This window comes from Undibacterium sp. KW1, from assembly GCF_009937955.1.
Taxonomy (GTDB): Bacteria; Pseudomonadota; Gammaproteobacteria; order Burkholderiales; family Burkholderiaceae_D; genus Undibacterium.
The window spans coordinates 3658182-3682714 of the sequence record NZ_AP018439.1 but is presented as its reverse complement, the minus strand read 5'-3'; the positions used below and the strand labels follow the sequence as shown (position 1 = coordinate 3682714).

At 52.7% G+C, this 24533-nt stretch carries 18 protein-coding genes and 1 pseudogene; 17 read left to right on the top strand and 2 right to left on the bottom strand.

Annotated elements, in window-relative coordinates; translation table 11 throughout:
• Positions 1–65 precede the first annotated feature (65 nt).
• The 7 genes from dnaE to UNDKW_RS16450 all read left to right on the top strand — a co-directional run bounded on the left by dnaE (position 66) and on the right by UNDKW_RS16450 (position 11142).
• A complete protein-coding gene (dnaE, locus tag UNDKW_RS16480) occupies positions 66–3584 on the top strand; it encodes a DNA polymerase III subunit alpha (protein WP_162059552.1) in 3519 nt (1172 codons plus the stop codon).
• A 4-nt stretch (positions 3585–3588) separates the two neighbouring features.
• Positions 3589–4923, top strand: coding sequence for an O-antigen ligase (locus tag UNDKW_RS16475; protein WP_162059551.1), 1335 nt, complete (start codon positions 3589–3591; stop codon positions 4921–4923).
• Positions 4924–5011: 88 nt separating this feature from the next.
• Positions 5012–6757, top strand: coding sequence for a lipid A export permease/ATP-binding protein MsbA (gene msbA, locus UNDKW_RS16470; protein ID WP_162059550.1), 1746 nt, complete (start codon positions 5012–5014; stop codon positions 6755–6757).
• 17 nt (positions 6758–6774) lie between these two features.
• Complete coding sequence (locus UNDKW_RS16465) at positions 6775–7353, top strand: peroxidase-related enzyme (RefSeq protein WP_162059549.1); 579 nt, start codon at positions 6775–6777, stop codon at positions 7351–7353.
• Positions 7350–8417, top strand: a complete 1068-nt coding sequence (gene waaF / locus UNDKW_RS16460) for a lipopolysaccharide heptosyltransferase II (protein WP_162059548.1) — start codon at positions 7350–7352, stop codon at positions 8415–8417. The genes UNDKW_RS16465 and waaF overlap by 4 nt, the downstream gene beginning before the upstream one ends.
• On the top strand, positions 8357–8986 hold the full coding sequence (locus tag UNDKW_RS16455) for a Crp/Fnr family transcriptional regulator (protein ID WP_162059547.1): 630 nt from the start codon (positions 8357–8359) through the stop codon (positions 8984–8986). Before waaF ends, UNDKW_RS16455 begins: the two co-directional genes overlap by 61 nt.
• 170 nt (positions 8987–9156) lie before the next feature.
• A complete protein-coding gene (locus tag UNDKW_RS16450) occupies positions 9157–11142 on the top strand; it encodes a GGDEF domain-containing protein (protein ID WP_232063007.1) in 1986 nt (661 codons plus the stop codon).
• Positions 11143–11172: 30 nt separating this feature from the next.
• On the opposite strand, the gene UNDKW_RS16445 is transcribed toward UNDKW_RS16450, so the two are convergent.
• Both UNDKW_RS16445 and UNDKW_RS16440 read right to left on the bottom strand, forming a co-directional pair.
• Positions 11173–11973 carry an ABC transporter substrate-binding protein gene (locus UNDKW_RS16445; RefSeq protein ID WP_162059546.1) on the bottom strand — a complete coding sequence of 267 codons (801 nt, stop codon included), beginning with the start codon at positions 11971–11973 and terminating at the stop codon, positions 11173–11175.
• 91 nt (positions 11974–12064) lie between these two features.
• Positions 12065–13909 (bottom strand): alpha/beta hydrolase, encoded by a 1845-nt coding sequence (locus UNDKW_RS16440; protein WP_232063006.1) that lies wholly within the window; start codon positions 13907–13909, stop codon positions 12065–12067.
• Positions 13910–14096: 187 nt separating this feature from the next.
• Here UNDKW_RS16440 and UNDKW_RS16435 point away from each other — a divergent pair, with 187 nt between their 5' ends.
• The 10 genes and pseudogenes from UNDKW_RS16435 to UNDKW_RS16400 all read left to right on the top strand — a co-directional run bounded on the left by UNDKW_RS16435 (position 14097) and on the right by UNDKW_RS16400 (position 24475).
• Entirely contained in the window at positions 14097–15449 is a 1353-nt protein-coding gene (locus UNDKW_RS16435; protein WP_162059545.1) for a TolC family protein, read from the top strand.
• A gap of 41 nt (positions 15450–15490) precedes the next feature.
• Positions 15491–16603 carry an HlyD family secretion protein gene (locus UNDKW_RS16430; protein WP_162059544.1) on the top strand — a complete coding sequence of 371 codons (1113 nt, stop codon included), beginning with the start codon at positions 15491–15493 and terminating at the stop codon, positions 16601–16603.
• Positions 16604–17224: pseudogene (locus UNDKW_RS31180) on the top strand (ABC transporter ATP-binding protein); the annotation flags it as partial.
• A gap of 232 nt (positions 17225–17456) precedes the next feature.
• Positions 17457–17669, top strand: coding sequence for a hypothetical protein (locus tag UNDKW_RS31175; RefSeq protein ID WP_370529138.1), 213 nt, complete (start codon positions 17457–17459; stop codon positions 17667–17669).
• Between the two features lie 41 nt (positions 17670–17710).
• The gene (locus UNDKW_RS31170) at positions 17711–18622 is read left to right on the top strand and encodes an ATP-binding cassette domain-containing protein (protein ID WP_370529137.1); all 912 of its coding nucleotides are present in this window, start codon (positions 17711–17713) and stop codon (positions 18620–18622) included.
• Complete coding sequence (locus UNDKW_RS16420) at positions 18619–19773, top strand: ABC transporter permease (protein ID WP_162059543.1); 1155 nt, start codon at positions 18619–18621, stop codon at positions 19771–19773. The genes UNDKW_RS31170 and UNDKW_RS16420 overlap by 4 nt, the downstream gene beginning before the upstream one ends.
• A 16-nt stretch (positions 19774–19789) precedes the next feature.
• Positions 19790–20971, top strand: a complete 1182-nt coding sequence (locus UNDKW_RS16415; protein WP_162059542.1) for an ABC transporter permease — start codon at positions 19790–19792, stop codon at positions 20969–20971.
• A 63-nt stretch (positions 20972–21034) separates the two neighbouring features.
• Positions 21035–21814 (top strand): enoyl-ACP reductase FabI, encoded by a 780-nt coding sequence (gene fabI / locus UNDKW_RS16410; RefSeq protein WP_162059541.1) that lies wholly within the window; start codon positions 21035–21037, stop codon positions 21812–21814.
• A gap of 16 nt (positions 21815–21830) precedes the next feature.
• Positions 21831–23252, top strand: a complete 1422-nt coding sequence (locus UNDKW_RS16405) for a bifunctional enoyl-CoA hydratase/phosphate acetyltransferase (protein ID WP_162059540.1) — start codon at positions 21831–21833, stop codon at positions 23250–23252.
• A complete protein-coding gene (locus UNDKW_RS16400) occupies positions 23249–24475 on the top strand; it encodes an acetate/propionate family kinase (RefSeq protein WP_162059539.1) in 1227 nt (408 codons plus the stop codon). Before UNDKW_RS16405 ends, UNDKW_RS16400 begins: the two co-directional genes overlap by 4 nt.
• Positions 24476–24533: the final 58 nt, after the last annotated feature.

Here is a 24533-nt window from a genome sequence, read left to right as displayed (position 1 = left end):
GCATATTTGAAAACTTTAGCAAGGCAAAGCTTCTGATCAGCTTGGGCAACAGGTAGAATAGCGGTATGACTACAGAATTAATTACCTCCCCTGAAGCGACCACCGAAGTTGTCGTCAGCAAGCCCTACGAGCCTGCCTTTGTCCATCTGCGCATCCACTCTGAATATTCGATAGTCGATGGCCTGGTGCGTATTGATGATGTTATCAAGGCAGCAGTCAAAGACAAACAGCCTGCAATGGCAATTACTGACCTGGCGAATTTGTTCGCCATGGTGAAATTTTATAAAGCCGCACGCGGCAAGGGCATGAAGCCTATCGCCGGTTGCGATGTGTGGATCAGCAATGATGTCGATCGTGACAAACCATCCCGGTTGCTGTTGCTGGTCAAGAACAAGCTGGGGTATTTGCAGTTATGCGAATTGCTGGCACAGGCCTGGCTGACGAACCAGCACAAGGGGCGTGCAGAAATCCGCTATGAATGGTTGCAGAGTATTTTTGAAGAAGGTAAGGGTGGTGGCCTGATCGCCATCTCTGGCGCGCATTTTGGTGATGTCGGCGTTGCTATCGACAATGGCAATCTTGATTTGGCAGAACAAAACGCCAGGCGCTGGTCCAGTATTTTCCCCAATCATTTTTATATAGAAATACAAAGAGCAGGCCAGGCGAACATGGACAATCATGTGCGTGCTGCCGTGGCCCTGGCTGGCAGGCTCAAATTGCCGGTGGTGGCAACCCATCCTGTGCAATTCATCAGCAAAGACGATTACACCGCCCATGAAGCACGCGTCTGTATTGCCGAGGGCGATATGCTCGCCAATGGCCGCCGCGTGCGCAGGTTCAATGAACAGCAATGCTTCAAGACCCAGGCCGAGATGGCAGAATTGTTTGCCGACTTGCCAGCCGCACTGCGCAATTCAGTTGAAATCGCCAAGCGCTGTAACCTGATGCTGGAACTGGGTAAGCCGAAGCTGCCGGATTTTCCTACGCCTGAGGGCATGACCATCAATGACTTTTTGGAGCATGAATCCCGGCGTGGTCTCGAGTTTCGCCTCAATCAAATTTTCCCGAATGAAGAAAAGCGCGAGAAAGAGCGTGCCCGTTATGAGGCGCGCCTGAAGTTTGAAACCGACACCATTATCAAGATGGGTTTCCCGGGTTACTTCCTCATCGTTGCTGACTTTATCCAGTGGGCCAAGAACAATGGCGTGCCGGTAGGGCCGGGCCGTGGTTCTGGTGCCGGTTCCCTGGTTGCGTATTCATTGCTGATCACCGATCTTGATCCTTTGCAGTACAACCTGCTGTTCGAGCGTTTCCTGAACCCGGAGCGGGTATCCATGCCCGACTTTGATATTGACTTTTGCCAGGAAGGCCGCGACAAGGTTATTCAGTACGTGAAAGACCGTTATGGCAAAGAAGCGGTGTCGCAGATTGCCACCTTCGGTACCATGGCTGCCAAGGGCGCGATACGCGACATCGGCCGCGTGCTGGACTTTGGCTACATGTTCTGCGATGGCGTCTCCAAACTGATCCCGTTCAAACCGGGCAAACAAGTCACGATAGCCGAGGCGATTGTAGAAGAACCCTTGCTGGCTGAGCGTCAGGAAAACGAAGAAGAAGTCAAAACCCTGCTCGACCTGGCGCAACAGGTAGAAGGCATCACCCGTAATATCGGTATGCATGCCGGTGGTGTATTGATTGCACCAGGCAAGCTCACAGATTTTTGCCCGTTGTATACCCAGGGCGGTGATTCTGGAGTGGTGTCGCAATACGATAAAGACGACGTCGAGGCTGTGGGCCTGGTCAAGTTCGACTTTTTGGGCTTGACCACCTTGACCATTCTCGACAGGGCAGTGCGCTATATCAAGATGATGGACCCGGCCATGGCCGACTTTGATCTGGCCAAATTGCCACTGGATGACAGGGCGTCTTATGATTTGCTGACCAAGGCCAAGACCGTGGCTGTGTTCCAGCTGGAAAGCCGCGGCATGCAAGGCATGCTGAAAGATGCGCGTCCTGACCGCTTTGAAGACATTATCGCGCTGGTGGCTTTGTACCGCCCTGGCCCTATGGACCTGATCCCGGATTTCTGCAAACGCAAGCACGGTGAGAAATTCGATTATCCTGATCCCCGTACCGAAGGCATTTTGTCTGAAACCTACGGCATCATGGTGTATCAGGAGCAGGTTATGCAGATGGCCCAGGTGGTCGGTGGCTACTCACTCGGCGGTGCCGATTTGCTGCGCCGTGCCATGGGTAAGAAAAAAGCAGAAGAGATGGCCGAGCATCGCCAGATTTTCCGTGACGGTGCAGCCAAGGATGGTTTGCCGCAAGAAAAAGCCGACGAGATTTTCGATTTGATGGAAAAATTCGCGGGCTATGGTTTTAATAAATCCCATGCTGCCGCGTATGCCTTGCTGTCTTATCACACCGCTTATCTGAAGGCGCATCATGCCGCTGCTTTCATGGCAGCCAATATGTCGCTGGCCATGGATGATACCGACAAGGTCAAAATCCTGGTCGAAGATGCGATTGATATCTGCAAGCTCAAAATGCTGCCGCCAGATATCAATCTGTCCGATTATCGTTTCATGCCAGTTGCCGAACCTGGCAAAAAATCCAGCCAGATACGCTATGGCATGGGCGCCGTCAAAGGCTCGGGCCAGAATGCGATAGAAAGCATCATCACTGCGAGAAAAGAAGGCGGACCATTTAAGGATTTGTTTGATTTCTGTAAACGCGTCGATAAACGGCAGGTCAACCGTCGAACGGTAGAGTCACTGATACGTGCCGGTGCCATGGATTGCCTGGGCAAAGACCGTGGCGTCTTGCTGGCTACCGTCGATTTTGCAATGGAAGCAGCGATGCAGGCAGAAGCCGCAGCAAACCAGGTCAGCCTGTTTGGTGATGACGATGATTTGATCGCGCCACCAGATTACCTGGATGTACCGCCGTGGACAGACAAGAAGCGCCTGACCGAAGAAAAACTGGCGCTGGGCTTTTACCTGTCCGGTCATCTGTTTGATTCTTATGCGCCAGAAGTGCGCCAGTTCATCAAGACCACTCTTGCCAAGCTGGAACCTTCACGCGACTTGCGCCTGATTTGCGGCATCATTACCGGTGTGCGCACCCAGATGACACAGCGCGGCAAGCTGCTCATCGTCAGCCTTGATGATGGCACTGCCGTGGTTGAGGTGACGGTGTATAGCGAACTCATGGAAGAGTTCAAATCCTTGTTCAAGGAGGATGAATTCCTCGCTGTTCTGGGCAAAGTGTCGGAAGACAGGTTCTCTGGCGGCTTGCGTATCTCGGCTGAAAAAGTCATGGACATAGGCCGTGCCCGCGTGCAGTTCTCGCAAGGTTTGCGTCTGACGCTGACATCGACTGCAGACACGAAAAAACTGCAAGAGATGCTGAAACCACATTTGAACGCCGATGGTTGCCCGGTATTGATACGTTATCAGAACGCCAATGCCAGTGCTGAGCTGTATCTGTCTGACCAGTGGCGGGTGAACCCGGATGATGTCTTGCGTCAGAACCTGGGTGAATGGCTATCCATGAAAAACGTCAAAATTGAATACGCCTGATTCCATGGATACCAGTAGTGTATTGCCAGCGCGTGGTGGTTCGCCGCAGGCAGAGCCGCAAACCGGCTGGCGCCAGTCCTTGCCGCATCAGATACTGACAGGCTTGCCGCTGACCCTGTTTTTCCCGGTTGGTGTCATGTATGCCGGTGTGCTGCTGTTTTATATCAGTTTGCTGGTGTCCGGTGGCTACCTGAAGAAGATGCACAGGATCAGGCAAAGCGCCATGTTGCTGCCGGTACTTGGCCTTAGCCTGGTGAGTATCGTGCTGGCGGCAATGCAGGATATCCCGCCAGAAATCAGTAAAGAATTCTGGCCGGGGTTTGTGCATTACCAGACGTATTTGTTTCTCTTGCCTTTTCTGACCGTGACTGCGGGCGTGTGGCAAAGGCGGGCGATGTATGTTTTCTTTGCTGGTGCAGTGCTGGCGGCAACGCTGTTTGTTGCCAATTTTTTCCATCTCTTGCCGGTCAATACGGTATTTCGCAGCTATGTGATTTATGAGGGTAATAAATCCATCTTGCTGGGCATATTGATGGCGATTGCTGCCGCCTGGATGTTGCATGATTTGCGCAGTCACCGCGACCACCTGGTCTGGCGTGTACTGGCAATCGTGTATGTGGCAGCAGCCCTGGTCTTGCTGGCAAAAACCAGGACGGCCAGTCTGCTGTTTTTTATCCTGTGCGGTGTGCTGATATTGCGCCAGATAGGTTGGTCATGGCGGGTAGTGGCTTTGCCTCTGATCTTGCTGGCAGCACTTGGCGGCGGCTGGAAATATGCCTTGAGTCTGCCACCACCGGCAACTTGTGAGGTACGGTTGGTACAGGCTGGACCGTGGGAAATTTTTAAATTGCGCAGCCTGTGTACTGTGCATCAACTGCATGATTTTTCCCAAGGCCGCAAAGTCAATGATGATGGCATGCGTCTGGAACTTTACAAGATCACCGGTGAGATCATTGCCGAGAAACCCCTGGCAGGTCATGGCATTGCTACCTGGATGTATCTTTACCAGAAAAAAGCCAGGGGCCTCATCAGTGCAACCATGACCACACCACACAATGATTATTTGTTGTACCTGACAGAAGTGGGTGTCCTTGGCTTGTTGGCCCTGCTGGCGATCTGGGCGACCCAATACTGGGTGGCCTATCGTATGGCAAGTATGGCAAGTATGGCTGTGCATGAGAATCCCAACACCAGGGAAATGGCCATGCCCTTGCTGATGCTGACCATCGCCATGATGCTGGGCGGTATGTTCAATGCGATTTTGCGCGATGCTGTGTTTGGCATGGCTTTCATGATCCTGCTGGCGATACCGCTGGCTGGCATGCGTAATAAAAATTAGTCACGCCGCAGATAGATTATTTATGCGCAAGCCTGATTGATTAATTGATTGAGCGGCTTGTGCCAAGACAGGATATGAATTTCATACTATGAGTTTGATCAATAAAGAAACCATCGATGTATTCCGCCGCTTGTGGCAGTCCATCGCGCCTTATCGCTCCCGGGTGTGGTGGGCCTTGCTGACCATGCTGGGCACAGCTTCGACGGAAGTCATGTTCCCCAAGGTGCTGGGCTACATTCTCGATCACGGTTTTAATGCCGATGCGAAAAAGCTTGCCCTGTGGATGGTGCCAACGGCAATTATTGCGATTTTCCTGTTTCGTGGCATTTGCACGTTTACTACAAGTTATCTGATGACCTGGATTTCGACCAGATTATTGAATCAACTACGCGCCAAGGTATTTGACCGCATCCTGAATGTGCCCATCAGCTTTTACCAAAGTGAATCGAGTGGCCGCATCATCAACACCATCATGTTTGAGGCGCAGCAAATCGTCGAGATGCTCAAGGTCTCGATGACCACACTGTTCCGCGATTCATTGACGGTCATGGTCTTGCTGGCTGCCTTGTTGTGGCGCAACTGGCAGTTGACCATCATTGCTCTGGTCATGATGCCGGTCATGGCTTTTCTGGTACGTGGTGTCAGCAAGCGCCTGCGCAAACTCAATCAAAGCCAGCTCGATGTCAGCAATGAACTGACCCAGGTCATAGAAGAAGCCACACGTGCCAGCCAGGTCATACGTATTTTTGGTGGGCAGAAATATGAGCAGGAAAGGTTCGAAGCCAAGAATGAAAAGTTGCGCGGCTATGCCATGCGCACCACCATCGCTGTCGCATCAACGACACCGTTGACACAACTCGCAGCTGCGATTGCGGTAGCGGTGGTCATCATGTTTGCGGTGTCGCAAGCAGCGCAAGACGCCACCACAGCAGGCCGCTTTATTGAGTTTGTCAGTCTCATGATGCTGTTGCTGACACCTTTGAAACGGCTGGCAGACTTGAATGGCCCCATGCAGCGCGGCATGGCTGCGGCAGAGTCGGTATTTGCCCTCATCGATACCCTGCCAGAAACCGATAGCGGCAAAGCACTGCCAGCCCGTGCGCAAGGCAAACTGGAATTTGTCCATACCAGCTTCTCTTACCCAGGCCAGGAGCAGGAAGCGCTGAAAGATATCAACCTCAGCATAGCACCGGGCGAGACCATCGCTCTGGTTGGCATGTCGGGCGGCGGCAAGACTTCTCTGGTGAATCTGGTGCCGCGTTTTTACACGCCGGATTCTGGCGACATCCTGCTCGATGGCATTTCATTGCATGACATTTCCTTGACCAGCCTGCGCGAACAAATCGCCATGGTCAGCCAGAATGTGGTTTTGTTTGATGACACTCTGGTGTCAAATATTGCCTATGGTGATGCCAACCCTGACCCAGCACGCGTGGCAGCGGCAGTGCAGGCCGCACACCTGACTGACGTTGTGCGTGATTTGCCCGACGGCTTGAACACCATGATAGGCGACAACGGCATGCGCCTGTCCGGTGGTCAGAGACAGCGCCTGGCTATTGCCCGCGCCATCTATAAAAATGCACCTATCCTCATTCTGGATGAAGCTACCTCTGCACTTGACAGCGAGTCTGAACGTGCCGTACAGGCCGCACTGGACGAGTTGATGCTGGGCCGTACCACGCTGGTCATTGCTCATCGCCTATCTACCATAGAACGTGCCAGCCGCATTGCTGTACTGGTCGATGGCAAGATCATAGAGATGGGTACGCATGCAGAATTGCTGGATAATGGCGGCACTTATGCGAACCTGCATCGTCTGCAGTTTGCCGCTTGATTGAAAAAGGAGAAGCCATGACTACTGCGATTTCCCGTTTCCCTGTTCCAGAAATAAAGGACCTGCCTGACGATATACGCGAGAAGGTATTGGCCGTGCAGGAAAAAGCCGGTTTCGTACCGAACGTATTCCTGACACTGGCCCACAGGCCAGATGAATTCCGCGCCTTCTTTGCCTATCACGATGCCCTGATGCTGAAAACCTCAGGCAACTTGAACAAGGCCGAGCGTGAAATGATAGTTACTGCCACCAGCGCCAAAAACAATTGCCTGTATTGCGTGGTGGCTCACGGTGCGATTCTGCGTATCTATGCCAAAAATACTCTGGTGGCTGACCAGGTCGCCGTCAATCATTTAAAAGCAGAGATCACGCCGCGCCAAAGCGCCATGCTGGATTTTGCGATCAAGGTTTGCCTGGATTCGCAAAGCGTCAATGATGCTGATTACGCCTTGTTGCACAGTCATGGCTTTGATGATGAAGATATCTGGGATATCGCAGCCATCACCGCATTCTTTGGCTTGTCGAACCGCATGGCAAATGTGATTTCCATGCGGCCAAATGATGAGTTCTTTCTCATGGGGCGCACGCCAAGATGAGTGTCGTCGTGCACAGTCCTGCCAGCCGCATTCTCGTCATTGCCCCCAACTGGATAGGCGATGCCGTCATGGCCCAGCCTTTGTTGCAACTACTGAAGCGCGACCATCCGCAAGCTGCGATCGATGTGCTGGCACCCGCCTGGGTAGCGCCGGTTTTGCGCGCTATGGTGGAAGTGGATACGGTACTGGAAACACCTTTCAAGCATGGCTCACTGCAATTGCGTGAACGTTGGCGCTATGCAAAAATCTTGCGCCAGCGTGGCTATGCTGCCGCCTATGTGTTGCCTAATACCCTGAAATTTGCACTGCTGCCCTGGATGGCTGGTATCAAAAAGCGGGTGGGGTACAAGGGGGAGAGCCGTTATGGCCTCATCAATGTCATGCATCAAGACAGCAAGTCCGCACCGCGACCCATGGTGGCATTTTATGCAGCGCTGGCGCATGCGCCAGTAACTGATCTGGTGCAGAGCTTTCCAAAACCGCGCTTGCAAATTGCCCCCGCACAGATAAATGCCGTCTTGCAGGAGATGGGCTTGTCGGCAGAACAGCCTTTGATCTGCTTTGCACCTGGTGCAGAATTTGGCAATGCCAAGCGCTGGCCTGTCAGCCATTTTGCGGAACTGGCAATGACCATCCTGCGAGCACATCCAGATGCACAAATTGTCTTGCTGGGCTCACCCAAGGATGTTGAAGTTTGCCAACAGATACAGGCAGCTTGTCCTGCAGTTCATCAGTTCGCTGGCAAGACCAAGCTTGATCAGGCGCTGGCACTGATAGCAGCAAGCGACGCCATGGTGTCAAATGATTCTGGCTTGTTGCATATTGCTTCGGCATTGAACAGACCTGTGATTGCTATCTACGGCCCGACTGATCCTGATCATGCACCGCCATTTTCTGATATCGCCCACTCCCTGTCGCTGCGTCTGTCCTGCGCGCCATGCAGGCAAAGGGAATGTCCTCTGGGTCATCATGACTGCATGAACAAGCTTGATAGCCAATTGGTATGGCAACCTCTGCAGGCTATATTGACGTCCACACGTTTGCCATTACCCGCTTTGTCATGACCCATACCAGACGTTTGATGGAGCAGGCCGCAGGCGCGGCCTTGCCTGGATGGGATATCCTGCGCCCTTTCACGAAAAAATTACACTTCCACAAAGGCGAGCTGGTGTTCGCGGCTGGTGAATGGCAACCCTATGTCTATGTGGTTACCAGTGGCATTGTGAAGCTGACCTACCTGGGGATTGATGGCGTAGAGTGGATCAAATCCTTTATTGGTCCTGGCGATTTCTTTGCATGCCCAAATGTCTTGATATCCGGGCAAGCCACGGACTATTTCGCCGCTGCCATTGATGAATGCGTGCTTGAACAGGTTGATTACGCACCTGTCAGGCAATTGTGCGATCAATACCCTCCGTGGCAAAAAGCCATACGGCAGTTGCTGGAGCAGCACATAGTCAGGAAAGAGCAGAGGGAACGTGAGTTACTGACCATGACGCCGGAAGACAGATACCTGTCATTCTTAACAACCTATCCCGAATTGGCAGAGCAATTGCAACTGCGCGATATTGCACGTTATCTCGGTGTGACGCCTGAAGCATTGAGCCGAATTCGCAAGCGATTGCGACTGTAAATGATTGTGTAAAGCCGCAATTGACATAGCCAGTTATTGTAAGATGGAAATAAGTTGGTGCTCTGCCGGTAGTCCACACCTTTGTGACTGCTGCCTGTGAATGCTGCATAAACGCACCAGGCTGCATGGCAAAAATGCCAGGCTTATTAATATTATTTTACATTGCAACTATGACCAAGCATGGAAAGTTGTGGCTGAGCCTGACATGCTTTTGCATGCAATTCCTGCTCGCGCCTGCCAGTTTGGCCGTTGACAAAATACATCTGCAACTCAAGTGGACTCATGCATTTCAGTTTGCCGGATATTACGCCGCAAAAGAGCTGGGTTATTACCGGGAAGCAGGCCTCGACGTTGATATTTTGCCAGCCCAGCCAGGTTTGGACGTCATCAATCAGGTCGTTACAGGCAAGGCAGAATATGGTGTTGGCACCAGCAGCCTGATACTTGCCCGCAAGGCAGGTCAGCCCGTGGTTGCCCTGGCTGTCATATTTCAGCATTCCCCATTGATACTGCTATCCAGAAAAGAGAACGATGTACAGACTGTGCACGAGCTCAAGGGCAAGCGCATGATGCTGGAGCCGCAGTCGCAGGAATTGCTTGCCTATCTCAGGCGTGAAAATGTGCCTTTCGAGCAACTGCAGCAAATCGAACACAGCTTCAATCTTAATGATTTGATACAAGGGAAAGTCGATGTCATTTCTGCTTACCTGACCAATGAGCCATTTCGCCTCGGGCAGGCGGGCGTTGCCTACACTATCTACACGCCGCGCGCTGCCGGTATCGACTTTTATGGCGATAATCTGTTCACTAGCGAGAACGAGATACGTACCCATCCTGAACGTGTAAAAGCCTTTCGCGCTGCCAGTTTGCGTGGCTGGGAATATGCGATGAGCCATCAGGATGAAATCATAGACATGATATTGCAGCGCTACAAGAGTACAGATGTGGGGCAGCACAACAAGAAATTTTTTCAGTATGAAGCAGCACAAACCAGTTATTTGCTGAGCCGGGAACTGATCGCGATAGGGTATATGAATCCAGGGCGCTGGCGTCATATAGCAGATACTTACGCAGAGCTGGGCATGCTGCCAGCCAGTTATCCTCTGGATGATTTTTTGTATGACGCCAATCCCAACGTGAATTTGCGCTGGTTGTATTTCTGGGGTGCACTTGCCCTGGTCTTTGTCAGTATAATCGGTGGCGTGGCATTGTATATTTTCAAGGTCAATCAAAAGCTGGCAAACAGTCTGGATGAATTAAAGAGAAATGCATTAAGACTTAATCTCCTGTCGTCTGCCATAGAGCACAGCCCGACCTCGGTGATCATCACTGATGTCAATAGTGTGATCGAATACGTGAACCCGCACTTCATTCTGGAAACGGGTTATTCTGCTGAAGAAGTCATCGGTAAAAAACCGAGTATCCTGCAATCTGGCCAGGTACCTGCCGAAACCTATCAGGCCATGTGGACGCAGCTCTTGCGAGGTGAAGTCTGGACGGGTGAATTGATCAATCGCCGCAAAAACGGCGAGGCATATTGGGAAGAGGCACACATTGCCCCTGTCAAGGACAGCAAAGGCAAGACCCGTCATTATGTCGCCGTCAAAGTCGATGTCAGTGTGCGCAAGGAAGTCAATGACAAGCTGGCCTATCTGGCGCATCACGACAGTCTGACGCACTTGCCAAACCGCACCCTGTTCTTTGAACGGCTGGCGCAGGGGCTGGCACTGGCGAAAAGAAACAATACCCGCCTGGCGCTCATGTACATAGATCTGGATCGCTTCAAACCTGTGAATGATACCTATGGCCATGCAGTAGGTGACATTCTTTTGCAGCAGGCGGCAGAACGCATGAAGCATTGTCTGCGCGATTCTGATACGGTAGGACGCATAGGTGGCGATGAATTCGTTGCGCTGACTTTGAACGTCAGTGATGAGCAGAGTGCCTGTCTGTTGGCAGAAAAAATACGTGCTGCACTTGGGCAGCCGTTTGTCATTGCAGGCAATGAGCATACAGTGTCGGCAAGCATAGGTGTCGCCATTTATCCCGACCATGGGGCAACCGAAATTGAATTGGCCAAGAAGGCTGACCTCGCTATGTATGCCGCCAAAGCGGGTGGGCGGGATCAAGTCAAACTGTATTGTCTGGAGGTGTGAAAAATCCTTGAATAGAACACTGACAACACATCATTTTTTTGTCAGATGGATAGCGGGTAAAGAGCCTTCTTGCTGGCCTTTCCTGATGACCTTGTCTATCTGTTCAATGATGCCATCATCTTTGGATGCCAGTATTGCAAAGTGGATGTAATCCACGGATAAAAACTTATCCAGTACCTTGAATGAAACACCAGGTGGCATGGGCGTATCTGGTGCTATGTCGGGCATGGCCTTGTTGAGCATGGCTTCGACCTTGCGCGGGTCAGGATCATGGTGACTGAACAGCATGACATCCGTGCGCCTGTTCAATAATTTTTTCAGGCGGGAGGGCAGGGAATACAGATCTTCTTCTAACAGCAATAACTCGGATTTTGCCTTTTCAAATTCATCGCCATAGGTAGAGCCTCTTACCATGCCCACGGTTTTGCCCTGCAGGTCGGCGAGGCGGGAAAACGCAAAAGCTTGATCACTTCTGACGACCAGCCAGACATGGGTAGCAAAAGCGGGCAGGGAAAAATGCAGGGTTTGTGCCCGTTCCCTGGTTTTTGACAAACCAAAAGCCAAGCCTTCACCCTCATTCAGGCTTTGCAACAGACGTTTCCAGGGATAACGTCTGTACTCAAATTGCAGGTGCAGCTCCTTTTCCACATAAGCCACGGCTTGCTGAAATATGGGGTTATACGGCACCTGCGGGGTATTGGTGGCATTCGATTCTGCAATCAGCAGGACGAGTTTGCGCGGCTCTGCCGCCCAGCCCGCTGTGAAATACAGCGAGGTAAGAGCGCCCAGGAAGTATCTTCTTTTTTGATGTGCTTTTTTTAATATCGTCACTGCGATCTTTTCCTGCCTTGAGATTCGCCATATCAAAAAATATTTTACTCCTTATGGTGACGCTATAACTTCCTAATGCGACTATTTAAGCTTATTTTTCAAATACATAACTGCCTGGCGCAACACCCAGTTCTTTATCGCTGACAACTCTTGCCTTCACTTGTGTGCTGCTGGAATGCCGTGCCAGCCAAGCTTGCCAATGTATCCACCATGAGCCTGTCTCCGTTGTTGCCGCCTTGACCCAGTCTTCGGCCTGCTGGAAAGACTGGCCGCGCTGATCAGATGGCAAATGTTGAAAGCTGCGATGCGCATGTCCCGGTTCTGAAACTATGCCAGCATTGTGGCCGCCAGACGCCAGTACAAAGTCGATAGGCGCATCGGTCAGCACATGGATTTTATACACAGAACGCCACGGTGAAACATGGTCGCGTGCCGTGCCAACCACGTACATGGGGGCGTGTATATTATTCAATGCTACGGCATGGCCATGCACTTCATAGCGGCCTTCTGCCAGGTCATTGTGCAGGAACAGGTGTTTTAAATATTCACTATGCATGCGATAAGGCATGCGGGTGGTATCCGCATTCCAGGACATCAGATCATTTGGCGAATTGCGTGTACCCAGCTGATATTCACGCATGATTTTTGACCAGATCAGGTCGCGCGAATTCAGCAATTGAAATGAACCCGTCATCTGCTCACCGGTCAGGTAACCTTGCTCCCACATTTGGGCGTCCAGCATGGCAATCTGGCTTTCATCTATGAACAGGCCAAGTTCGCCAGGCTCGCTGAAATCAGTTTGTGCAGCCAGCAGATTGACCGTTTGCACAGGCGGCAAATGGTGTGCGTATTCCCTTGCGTGATCGCTTGCCAGCGCCGCCGCGGCAATGCCTAGCAGGGTGCCACCTAGGCAGTAACCAACCGTGTGCACGGCTTTGTGCTGAGTCAACTTGCCAACTTCTCCCAGTGCTGCAAACAGGCCGCTGTCGAGGTAGTCTTGCATGCCCAGGTCACGGTCCTCTTTGCCAGGATTTTTCCAGGAAATCATGAATACCGTATGACCCTGGCTGACCAGGAAACGTACCATGGAATTATGTGGCGACAGATCAAGGATGTAATATTTCATGATCCACGAAGGTACGATCAGGACAGGCTCTGCATACACCTTTGTGGTCTGCGGGGCATATTGTATGAGTTCTATCAGGTGATTGCGAAATACCACCTTGCCCTCAGTGACAGCAACATCACGTCCTGGTTGATATGCCAGTTGCTCGGTTTTATGTTCGCCAGCTTCAACCCCAGGCACTTGAAACTCCAGCCCATTATCCTGCATCCAGTGCGCCGCGCCGGTCATCAGGTTCTTGGCGCCCGTGGCCCGGGTAGTGGCGATGACTTCGGGATTGAGCAAGGGAAAATTCGACGGGGACATCATGTCCAGTAACTGCCTGGACATGAAGTTGACGACATTTTCATGATGCGCAGTGACGCCGCGCACGCCCTTGGTCGCATGTTGCCAGAACTCCTGTCTTTGCAGGAAGTATTGGCTCATGGCGTTGAAGGGCCAGTTGGCCCAGCCTGCATCGGCAAAGCGGCTGTCGCCTGCCGCATTCATTGCAGTTTCTGCAGGTTTTCCGGTCAGCGCGGGTGCCAGAAATTGGGGCCAACTGGCGATTTGTTTTTGCAGCAGATTACTTAGTTCCAGCTGTTTTCCCGGTGACACGGCGATATGCATGCCCCAGTCCATCCAGGCGAGAGCCACGCTGGCGGGTGAGATGCCGCCGGTCAATTTGGCAATATGGTTTTGCAAGGCCATATCGAGAGGATGCACTTCGGCCTCATCGTCACCAAGATAGCAAAGCGGACGGGCAGGGCTTGCATAGTTTTTCTTTTGACCGGCTTGTTGTGGGGTGGTGGCAGGGCTGTAATCAGTTTTCATTGGCGCATCCTCGTTGATGTAAGCCTATTCTGGCAAACATGTCAGTCTATTGAATTGATTCGAATCAATTGCATTGTGCAAATGCAGCAATACACTAAGGATACTCTTTTTTGGTGAATTCAAGATGACACTGTTCAGACCACTTTCTCTCTGTAGAGACGCACAAAACCCTTCCCTGCGCAGGCAAATGGATACTCGTGCAGGCATGTTGGAAACAGCTGGAAAGCCAAATAAAATCAAGGCTTTCGCACAAAGTTTGATCTGCATCAATATTTTACTGACTGGCGTACCAGCACTTGCCGCAGAGAACCTTGAGCAAGTATGGAACATCGCTTTGCAGCGTAATCATGTGCTTGCTGCTTCGCAGCAAAAAGAACAGTCGGCGCAACATCAACTGGCTTCTGCGCAAGCCAATTACCTGCCTAAACTGAGCCTGGAAAGTGGCTACATGCGCACCGAAAGCGAACCGGCAGCCAAAGTGAATATACCTGCGCTTCCCATGCTGAAAGGCACTACGCTGCCGTTTGCGCAGGAATCGGCCTATTTCGGTAGTCTCAGCATTTCTGCACCTGTATATACCAGCGGCAAAATTTCGTCTGGCGTTGAGGCAGCCCAGGCGCAATCCGAAGCGAACCTGGCACGCACCCAGCTTACCCGCAGTGACCTCAAGCTGGCGATTGCACAAAGTTATATCGCCGTATTGCGCGCCGAGCATGCGGTGCATGTCAGTAACAGCCATGTCGCTGCAGTCAGCAAGCATGTAGATGATGTACAGGCACTCTTTGACAAGGGCTATGCTGCCAGACACGATTTACTGGCTACCCAGGTGGCGATGGCAAATGCACGTCAACTTGGGCTGCAGGCAAACAATGCGCTGGAGCTGGCTCGCGCAGCATTGAATCGCTGGCTGGGGCGTGAATATGAAAGAGCGGTCGAGATACAGGATATTGCCGGTTTTAACAAAGAGCCCGCCATGGCAGATTTGCCTGCTCTTTTGCAGTCTGCAAACAATGACCGCAAGGAGTTACAAGAGTTATCCAGCCAAAGCCTGGCCTACAAAAAACAGGCCAATAGCGTCGCTGCTGGACACATGCCGCAGATAGGCGTCACTGCCGGTTATAGCAAGCTGGAAAACCGCTACCTGGCTGAAGACAAGGGCTGGTATGTAGGCGTGGTGATGAAATGGGATTTGTTTGATGGTGGGCTGGTCCGACATCAGGCTTCGCAGCTTTCTGCAACAGCACAGGCGATTAGTGAAATGGAAGCTGACACCCGTGAGCGCATCGCCTTGCAGGTGCGGCAATCCTGGCTCACACAACAAGAGACCAGGGCGCGCATGCAATTGGTGGAAAAGGCGGTAGAACAGGCCGAAGAAACACTGTCTCTGGCACGCGAGCGCTACCGCTCAGGGCTGGCGCCGAACAGTGATGTGCTTGATGCAGAGGCACGCCGCTTGCAGGCACTGTCCAATCGCGATAACGCACTCTATGACCATGAATTCGCCCGCCTGCAATTACTGCATGCTGCGGGAAAATTGTAAGTGACGCATTTCATATTACCTATCAGTATCCAGGAAAAATGATGGAAAATAAATCCAAATTGCTGGGCCCGGCCTTACTCGGTGTTGCTGCCGTGCTCATCGCTGGTGGCTATTTTTACTATCTGGCACAGTCACGCAAGATGCCAGAAGGTCTGATCGTCGCCAATGGCCGTATTGAGGGCGACCGCATCGTCGCCGCTGCCAAATACCCTGGCCGCATCAGCAAGGTGTTTGCCAGGGAGGGCGATAGTGTCAAGGCAGGGGCCGTTATTGCGCAACTCGAAGATGACAGTGTCCAGGCCAAGGTCGAGCAGGCTAGACAGGCTTCCAATGCAACCGAGGCACAAGTCCGCGCCGCACAGGGTGCCCTCGACGTAGCTCAAAAAGAAGTACCCTTGGGTATCAACCTCGCAGATGCAACAGTCAGCCAGGCCCAGGCTGCTTACGCCAAAGCCATGGCAGTCGAACAGCAAGCAAGGCTTGATGCACAACGTCACAAGGACTTGTTTGAGCGTGGCGTGATCGAAAAGCACAGATACGAGCAGGCTGACCTTGCATGGCAGGTAGCACAGTCAGATGTCAAGGCTGCGCAAGAGGCGGTTAATCGTGCCAGGCAAGGGCTCTCGCAGGCGCAACTGGGTAACGACAAGGTCAAGGCAAGGCAGCAGGATATCGCAGCTTTAAAAGCCCAGCACGACAGGGCAGATGCTGCAGTGACAGAAGCCAGTTCCGTACTCGCCGATCTGCTCATCAAATCACCAGGTTCTGGTGTGGTGCTGACACGTCTGCGTGAGCCAGGTGAAGTTGTCATGCCTGGCGGGTCCATCCTGGAGATGGTCGATCTTGATCATTTGTACCTGAAGGTCTATGTGGCCGAATCCAAAATTGGGCAATTACGCCTGGGTTTGCCTGCACGTATTTACGTGGATTCGCAGGGCGAGCAGTTCTATGAAGCGAAGGTCAGCTATATCGCCACGAGAGCAGAATTTACACCCAAGGAGGTGCAGACCACCGATGAGAGAGTCAAACTGGTGTATGCAGTCAAGCTCAGTATAGACAAGAATCCCGACCACAGGCTGACCCCAGGCATACCGGCAGACGCCGTCATACGTTGGAAAGAAGATCAGGCCTGGCAAAAGCCACGCTGGAAATAAATGCCCGCGATGACGAAACAAATGCAGCCAGTTGCGACGATTCCCGGACCAATCGTTCTCGCACGTGCACTGATGAAATCCTACGGCAACTCTATTGCCATGGATGGCATCAACTTGCAGGTCCAAGCGGGCGAGATCTATGGCCTGATTGGTCCTGACGGGGCGGGCAAGAGCAGTTTGCTCAAATCGGTGGCAGGTGTGCTGGCACATGATGGTGGCGACTTGCAGGTGTTTGGCACGCTGATCAATTCGGAAAAAAGCAGTGAATTGATCAAGGACAGGATAGGTCTCATGCCTCAGGGTCTGGGACAGAATCTGTATGGTGATCTGTCGGTAGAAGAAAACATCGATTACTTCGGAGGCTTGCGGCTGCTAAGCAAGGCTGAACTGAGTGAGCGCAAGGAAACCCTGCTGCGCAGCACCAGGCTGGAAAGATTCCGTGACCGTCCGATGAAAAACCTGTCCGGCGGCATGAAGCAAAAACTGGGGCTGGTTTGCACCCTTATCCACGAGCCACAACTGGTGATACTGGATGAGCCAACCACGGGCGTTGACCCGGTATCCCGTCGCGAATTCTGGAGCATCCTCGCGCGCCTGCTCAAGGAAAAAGGCATCACAGCACTGGTGTCCACCGCCTATATGGATGAAGCCAGCCGTTTTCACCGCGTGTCGCTCATGCATGCAGGCAGGATACTGGCATCAGGCGAGCCTGAACAAATCAAGACCCTGGCGGCAGGCTCTGTGGTCAGCATGGTATGCAGCAAGGCGGAGCAGCAGATAGCTGCTGTCCATCAGCTAGGCCAGCAATTCCCCCAGATGGAAGTATTGGGGCAAGACATACGTGTATTTGTCGATGAGACCGATGCAGGCAAGGCCAGCGCACAAGTGCAGCTATGTGTTCCTGATGTCACTATCAGTCACAGCGAGGTGCTGGAGCCAGAACTGGAAGATGTCTTTATCGCGCTCCTGCGGAAAAAACAGTTATTGGCCGGCAAAGCGACTCAGAAAAATCCTGACTCTACTGATCTCCCTGCTCAACGTCATGCCGATCATGGCCTGGCGATAGAGGCAGAAAATCTCTCGCGTATTTTTGGTGCTTTCAAGGCAGTGGATGATCTGAGCTTTCGCGTACCGCAAGGCGAGATTTTCGGTTTGCTGGGCGCGAATGGTGCAGGTAAAAGCACAGTCATCAAGATGCTGACTGGCATACTCAGCCCCAGCAGCGGCAAGGGCAGGGTAGCGGGGGCTGACATGCGGGATGCTGGCCGGCAGATACGTGAACGCATAGGCTATATGTCGCAGGCGTTTTCCCTCTACCTTGACCTTTCTGTGCTGGAAAACATACGCCTGTATGCAGGTATCTATGGCCTGACCAGGCAGCAAACCGCAGCCCGCATGGACTGGATACTGGATATGGCTGGCTTGCGTCCTTTCGGCAGTGCACTGGCAGCCAGCCTGCCCATGGGCTTGCGCCAGCGTCTGGCTTTGGGTTGTGCACTGATACACAGGCCGCAAGTGCTGTTCCTTGACGAGCCTACTTCTGGAGTTGATCCCCTGGGACGCCGCGCCTTTTGGGAAGTCCTGTTCAGACTTGCACGCGAAGAAAACGTCACCATCCTGGTCACGACCCACTATATGTCAGAGGCAGAGCACTGCGACCATATCGCCCTCATGTATGCCGGACGCATAGTCGCAGATGCGTCGCCAGATCAATTGAAAGCTGACGTGGAAGCGCAGGCTGGCAAATTGTATGAATTGAAGACAGCGGGGGATGCCAATCAGGCGCAAGCCACACTGGAAATTTTGCACAAGAATGGTTTTTCCAGTGCTGCTTTGTTCGGTTCGCGTATCCACGTGATGTTGCCGGAACCTGAACAGGATCTGCCGAATCTCCATGCACTTCTGCAGACACCTGACATCCAGTTCCAGCAAAAGCGTTTGAGCATGGAAGACGTCTTTGTCCACATCGTCACCAGGCTTGAAGCAGAAGACGCCAAAGCCAGGGGAGAGCAGGCATGAATCTGCGGCGTATCAGTGTAGTGGCGTATAAGGAATGGCGCGAGATCGTGCGCGACCGCCTGTTTTTTGTCCTGGCTTTTGTCGTACCATCCTTATTGATGCTGCTGTTTGGCTACGGTCTGTCACTGGATGTGGAAAACATTCCCCTGGCGATTGTGGATTATGACCAGTCTGTCAGTTCGCGTGACTATGCGCATCACTTCAGTGACTCGCGTTATTTTTCTTTCCAGGGCTATGCGCAGCGGGAGTCGGACGTAGAAAAGCTCCTGGTCGATAACAGCTTGCGGGCTGTCATCATTATCCCGCCCGATTTTGGTACACGCTTGAAATCAGGCCAGGCAACGACGGTGCAAACCTGGATAGACGGTACTTTCCCTTTCCGTGCACTGACGGCAAAAGGCTATGTGACCGCCATCAATGCCGCCATGAATCTTGATAATTTGTCGGCCCATTTCTCTGCGCTGACAGGCATAGGACAAGAAACTTTGCGTAACAGCATGCAATCGGTCAAGCTGGAGACAAGGTATCTGTATAACCAGGAGGTCAAGAGCATCTGGTCGATAGCGCCCAAACTCATCATGGTTATCCTCATGCTGTCACCACCATTTCTGACTGCTTTGGGCGTAGTCAGGGAGAAGGAGTCCGGTGCCATCTATAACGTCTATTCATCCACCTTGTCACGGGGTGAATACCTGATTGGCAAGTTGTTGCCCTATGTTGGGATTTCCATCGTCAATGCCTGCGCACTGACTGCGTTTGCCCTGCTGCTGTTTGGTGCGCCATTCAAGGGTGATCCGCTATTCTTTTTGCTATCCACCATACTGTATGTAATTTGTACTACCGGCATAGGTTTGCTGGTGTCGGTGATGGTGAATACCCAGGTGGCAGCCATGGTGGGCACGGCCATAGTGACTGTAGTACCCGCTGTACTTTACTCAGGCATGATTATTCCTATCCCTTCGCTGTCTGCCATTGCTTCAGTCATTGCCCATGCCTTGCCCGGCATGTATTACGCAGAGATTGCCATGGGTAGCTTTCTCAAGGGGGTAGGCATTTCGGCGTTGTGGCAAGACATGCTGATCCTGGCTTTGTATGCCATAGCCTTGTTTACAGCAGGATTTCTTGGTTTTTCCAAGCGGCCAAAAAATTGATGCGGAGTATGATGAAATGAACAGTTTGTTCGATCGTATCTGGTGGAGCCGCTTGCAGGCCATGACCTGGAAAGAGTTGTTGCAACTCATGCGTGACCCTGTCTTGCTGGTGTTTGTGCTGTATGCATTTTCTGCAGATATTTACAATGCTGCTTCTGGTGTGTCATTCCAGTTAAATAATGCGGCATTAGTATTGTTTGATCTGGACCGCAGTGCGGCATCACGCGAACTGGCTGGACGCTTCATGTCGCCTGAGTTTCGCTGGGCAGGCGCCATCACGCATGCCAGCCAGGGCCAACAATTGCTGGATGATGGCAAAGCGATGGCGGTGCTGGATATACCGCCAGGTTTTTCGGATAAGTTGGCGCGTGGCGACACGGCATCCGTACAGATGCAGATTGATGCCTCCAATTCTGTGCAGGGCTTTCTGGCAGCCGTGGATGCAAGCCAAATTGTTGCCCGCTATGGCCTGGAGCAAACCGCGCAGCGTTATGGTGTCGGAATTGGCGGAATTGGTGGAATTGGCGGGGCAGGAGGGGCTGTGGATGCACCACTGATCAATAACCAGACCCGGGTCTGGTTTAACCCTAATCAGAATGATGCCTGGTTCATGGGCATTTCAGAATTATTGAATGTGATTACCCTATTTTCGCTGTTACTGCCCGCGGCTGCCATGGTCAGGGAAAAAGAACGTGGCACCATAGAGCAGTTGCTGGTATCACCGCTGTCACCATTGCAGATCATGATACCCAAGATAGTGGCGATGGTGGCGGTGATCCTGGGCGGCACCGCTCTTGGGCTATTCGGCATTCTGGTTCCGGTCTTTGCCGTGCCGGTAGCAGGAAGCTTGTTATTGTACTTTGCACTGACTACCTTATATGTCAGCACCCTGGCCGGCATAGGCATATTGATCGCCACCATGACGCGTAATATGGCGCAGGCAGGCATGATGGTGATACTTATTATCGCCCCCATGATGTTTTTGTCGGGCGCATGGACTCCCCCTGAAGCCATGCCCACCATCATGCGACTGGGCATGTATGTATCACCGCTGTATTACTACATCAATGCCAGTTACGGTATTTTGATGAAGGGGGCTGGTTTCAGTGTATTGTGGCCCATGTTTTCAGGCATATTGCTGATAGCCGTACTGGTGAGCCTGACGACGATAGCGCGTTTCAAAAAACAGTTTGCCTGATGTGTCGGGCAGGCAAACACCTGGTTCAGGTTCAATCAGGTTCAACCGAGATAGGTAAAAAAGATGACTGCAGCAAGTTCTTCATTTTCATTACAGGGCAAGCGCGGCCTGATCATAGGTCTGGCCAATGAACACAGTATTGCCTATGGCTGCGCGGCCATGGTAAGGCAACTGGGTGCAAGGACAGTATTGTCCTGCGTGAATGCCAAGGCGCATCAGTTTGTTGCGCCGCTGGCAGCAGCGCTGGAATCCACGCTGGTCGTTTGTGACGTGGAACAGGAAGGTTCGCTGGAAGCACTGGTTGACGCGGCAGTGCAGGAACTGGGAGAACTGGATTTTGTCATCCACTCCATCGCCTGGGCACCTTTGGATGATTTGCATGGCCGCGTCATTGACAGTTCCAGTGCAGGTTTCTTGCGCGCCATGAATGTCTCCTGCCATTCATTTGCCCGTCTCACCAGACTATGCGAGCCGCATTTAAGCAAGAGCGCCAGCATCATGACCATGACCTATCTGGGGGCAGACGAAGCCGTTGCCCACTATGGCATCATGGGGCCGGTCAAGGCGGCACTGGAATCAACCGTGCGCTATCTGGCGACTGAACTTGGCCCGGCAGGAATACGGGTGCACGCGATATCCCCAGGCCCTGTGCCTACCCGTGCAGCATCCGGCCTGCAAGACTTTGATGGTCTGATGCAGAAAGCGGTTGCCCGCTCCCCTCTGGGCAGGCTGGTGACACTCGATGAGATAGGTCGGCTGGCTGCATTCCTGGTCAGTGATGCTTCGTCAGGCATGACGGGGCAGACGCTATATGTCGATGGCGGCTATCACATCGTAAATTAATGAGAGTCCAAAACAAATGAATACCATCAGCACAGCAACGAATGAACAAGACTTGATCTCCAACGTCGTTTATGAAGACTTGCAGATAGGGCAGACCGCGAGCCAGATACGTACGCTGACGAACACCGATATCCAGGCCTTTGCCACTGTCTCGGGTGACGTCAACCCCGCTCACCTGGATGCTGAATATGCAGAGCACACGCTATTCCATGGCGTGATCGCCCATGGCATGTGGGGTGGGGCGCTCATCTCCACCATACTGGGTACGCGTTTGCCAGGGCCAGGCACGATCTATCTCGAACAAAACCTGCATTTCGTTAAACCCGTGCGCATAGGTGACACCCTGACTGTGTCAGCGACAGTGGTTGCCAAGGATGATGCAAAAAAGCGCGTGACTCTCGATTGCGAAATCAGAAACCAAAAAGGTGACAAGGTCGTATATGGCAATGCTCTGGTCATTGCTCCCACAGAAAAAGTCAGCCGCCCACGCGCCCACCTGCCCACCATGGCCATGTTCAACCTGGGCGAGCGCCAGCAGCACCTGGTTGATAGTGTCAAAGACCTGGCGGCCATCCCTTGCGCGGTCGTCCATCCCTGCGATGTTGATTCCCTGCAAGGCGCGGTCGATGCTGCAAAACATGGTCTGATCATACCCGTCCTGATTGCCCCGTTGGCGAAACTGGTCGCTGTCGCTGCTGCTGCCAATATTGATATAGGCAGCTATGAGCAAATCGATGTGCCACACAGCCATGCCGCTGCTGAAAAAGCCGTAGAACTGGCCGCCAGCGGCAAGGTAGAAGCTCTGATGAAAGGCAGCCTGCATACCGATGAACTCATGCATGCCGTCGTTGAATGTGCTGCCCTGCGTACCAAACGGCGTCTATCGCATGTCTATCACCTGGATGTACCCATGTATCACAAGCTCTTGCTATTGACGGATGCAGCCCTGAATATTTATCCGAGCTTACCGGAAAAAGCTGACATACTGCAAAACGCCATCAACCTGGCTCATGCCTTGAACATCGCTGAACCCAAGGTTGCGCTCTTGTCGGCAGTCGAAACGGTCACCCCAAAAATCAATTCCACCATTGATGCCGCTGCCTTGTGCAAGATGGCAGAGCGCAAGCAAATCACCGGCGCTATCGTTGATGGCCCGCTGGCTTTTGATAATGCCATTTCTGCCCGGGCCGCACAAATCAAGGGCATAGTCTCAGCCGTTTCTGGCGAAGTAGATATCCTCATGGTGCCTGACCTGGAATCCGGCAATATGCTCGGCAAGCAATTTGAATATCTGGCAGGTGCAGCCACCTGTGGCGTTGTCCTCGGTGCCAAAGTACCCATTGCCCTGACCAGCCGTGCCGATGGCCCATCTTCCCGGGTTGCTTCGGCGGCACTCGTCAAATTACTGGCGCATGAATACCGGAAGAATGCACCATGAAGCAGCCCGTCATCCTATCGGTGAATTCAGGTTCATCCAGCATCAAGTTTGCCCTGTATCCTTTTACTGAAGAGGGCGTGACAGGCAGTAATCTGACAGGTGTCATTGAGGGTTTGCAACCTGGGGGCAAGCCCGTCATACAATGTCGTACAAGTAATGGAACACAGACCTTGACGCTGGATCAAACGGATATCAGCACCGCAGGTGGCGACCAGTTCGCGGCTGCGCTGCAAGCTCTGCATCGTGTGTTGATGAGCCATAGCGCAGACATGCAGATAGCCGCCGTTGCCCACCGCATCGTGCACGGCGGCGAGCGGTTTTCATCTTCCATCGTGATAGATGACGCAGCCCTGGTCTATCTGCATACCCTGGATACACTCGCACCACTGCATCAGCCGCATAACCTGGAAGGCGTAGTAGCTTTTCGCCGCGCCTATCCCGGCATACCACAGATAGCCTGCTTCGATACAGGCTTCCATGCCGACATGCCCGTATGCGAAACCACACTGGCCTTGCCACAATCCCTGCGTGCGACTGGTATACGCCGTTACGGTTTCCACGGCCTGTCTTATCGATATGTCGCCAGCCACCTGGCCCAGCAGTCCGCACGCGCATTTGATCCTGCTGCCGGGCGCGTGATCATGCTGCACCTCGGTAATGGTGCCAGCGCCTGTGCCATGAAAAATGGCAAAAGTATCGCCAGTTCCATGGGTTTCTCGGCACTCGACGGCTTGATGATGGGCACCCGCTGCGGCGCACTCGACCCCGGCGTCTTGCTACATTTGATGCAGCAGGGCTGGGATGAGAAAAGAATAGAAACCATACTGTACAAAGAATCCGGCCTGCTCGGTGTGTCAGGCATCTCCGCCGACATGCGTACCCTGCGCGCCAGCAGCGACCCGCGAGCTGGTTTTGCCATCGATTTATTTACCTATCGCGTGATACGCGAATGTGGTGCATTAAGCGCGTGCCTGAACGGTCTTGATGTATTGGTGTTTACCGGCGGCATAGGGGAACACGATGCGCTACTCAGGCAGCAGGTAGCAGAAGGTCTGGCTTATCTGGGCGTGCAGATAGACACGGCAAAGAACAATGCCGCCCGCGGTGATGGCATTGCGCCCATTCATACCCCCAACAGCAGCACTGAAGTGTGGGTAGTACCCACGGATGAAGGACGCATCGCAGCCATGGATGCGCAACAACTGCTGCAAGCCATGCTTTGAGATGTTTGCCGTCGGCGACGAAACCCACGCCAGCACCTCCATGGCCCTGGCTTAATTC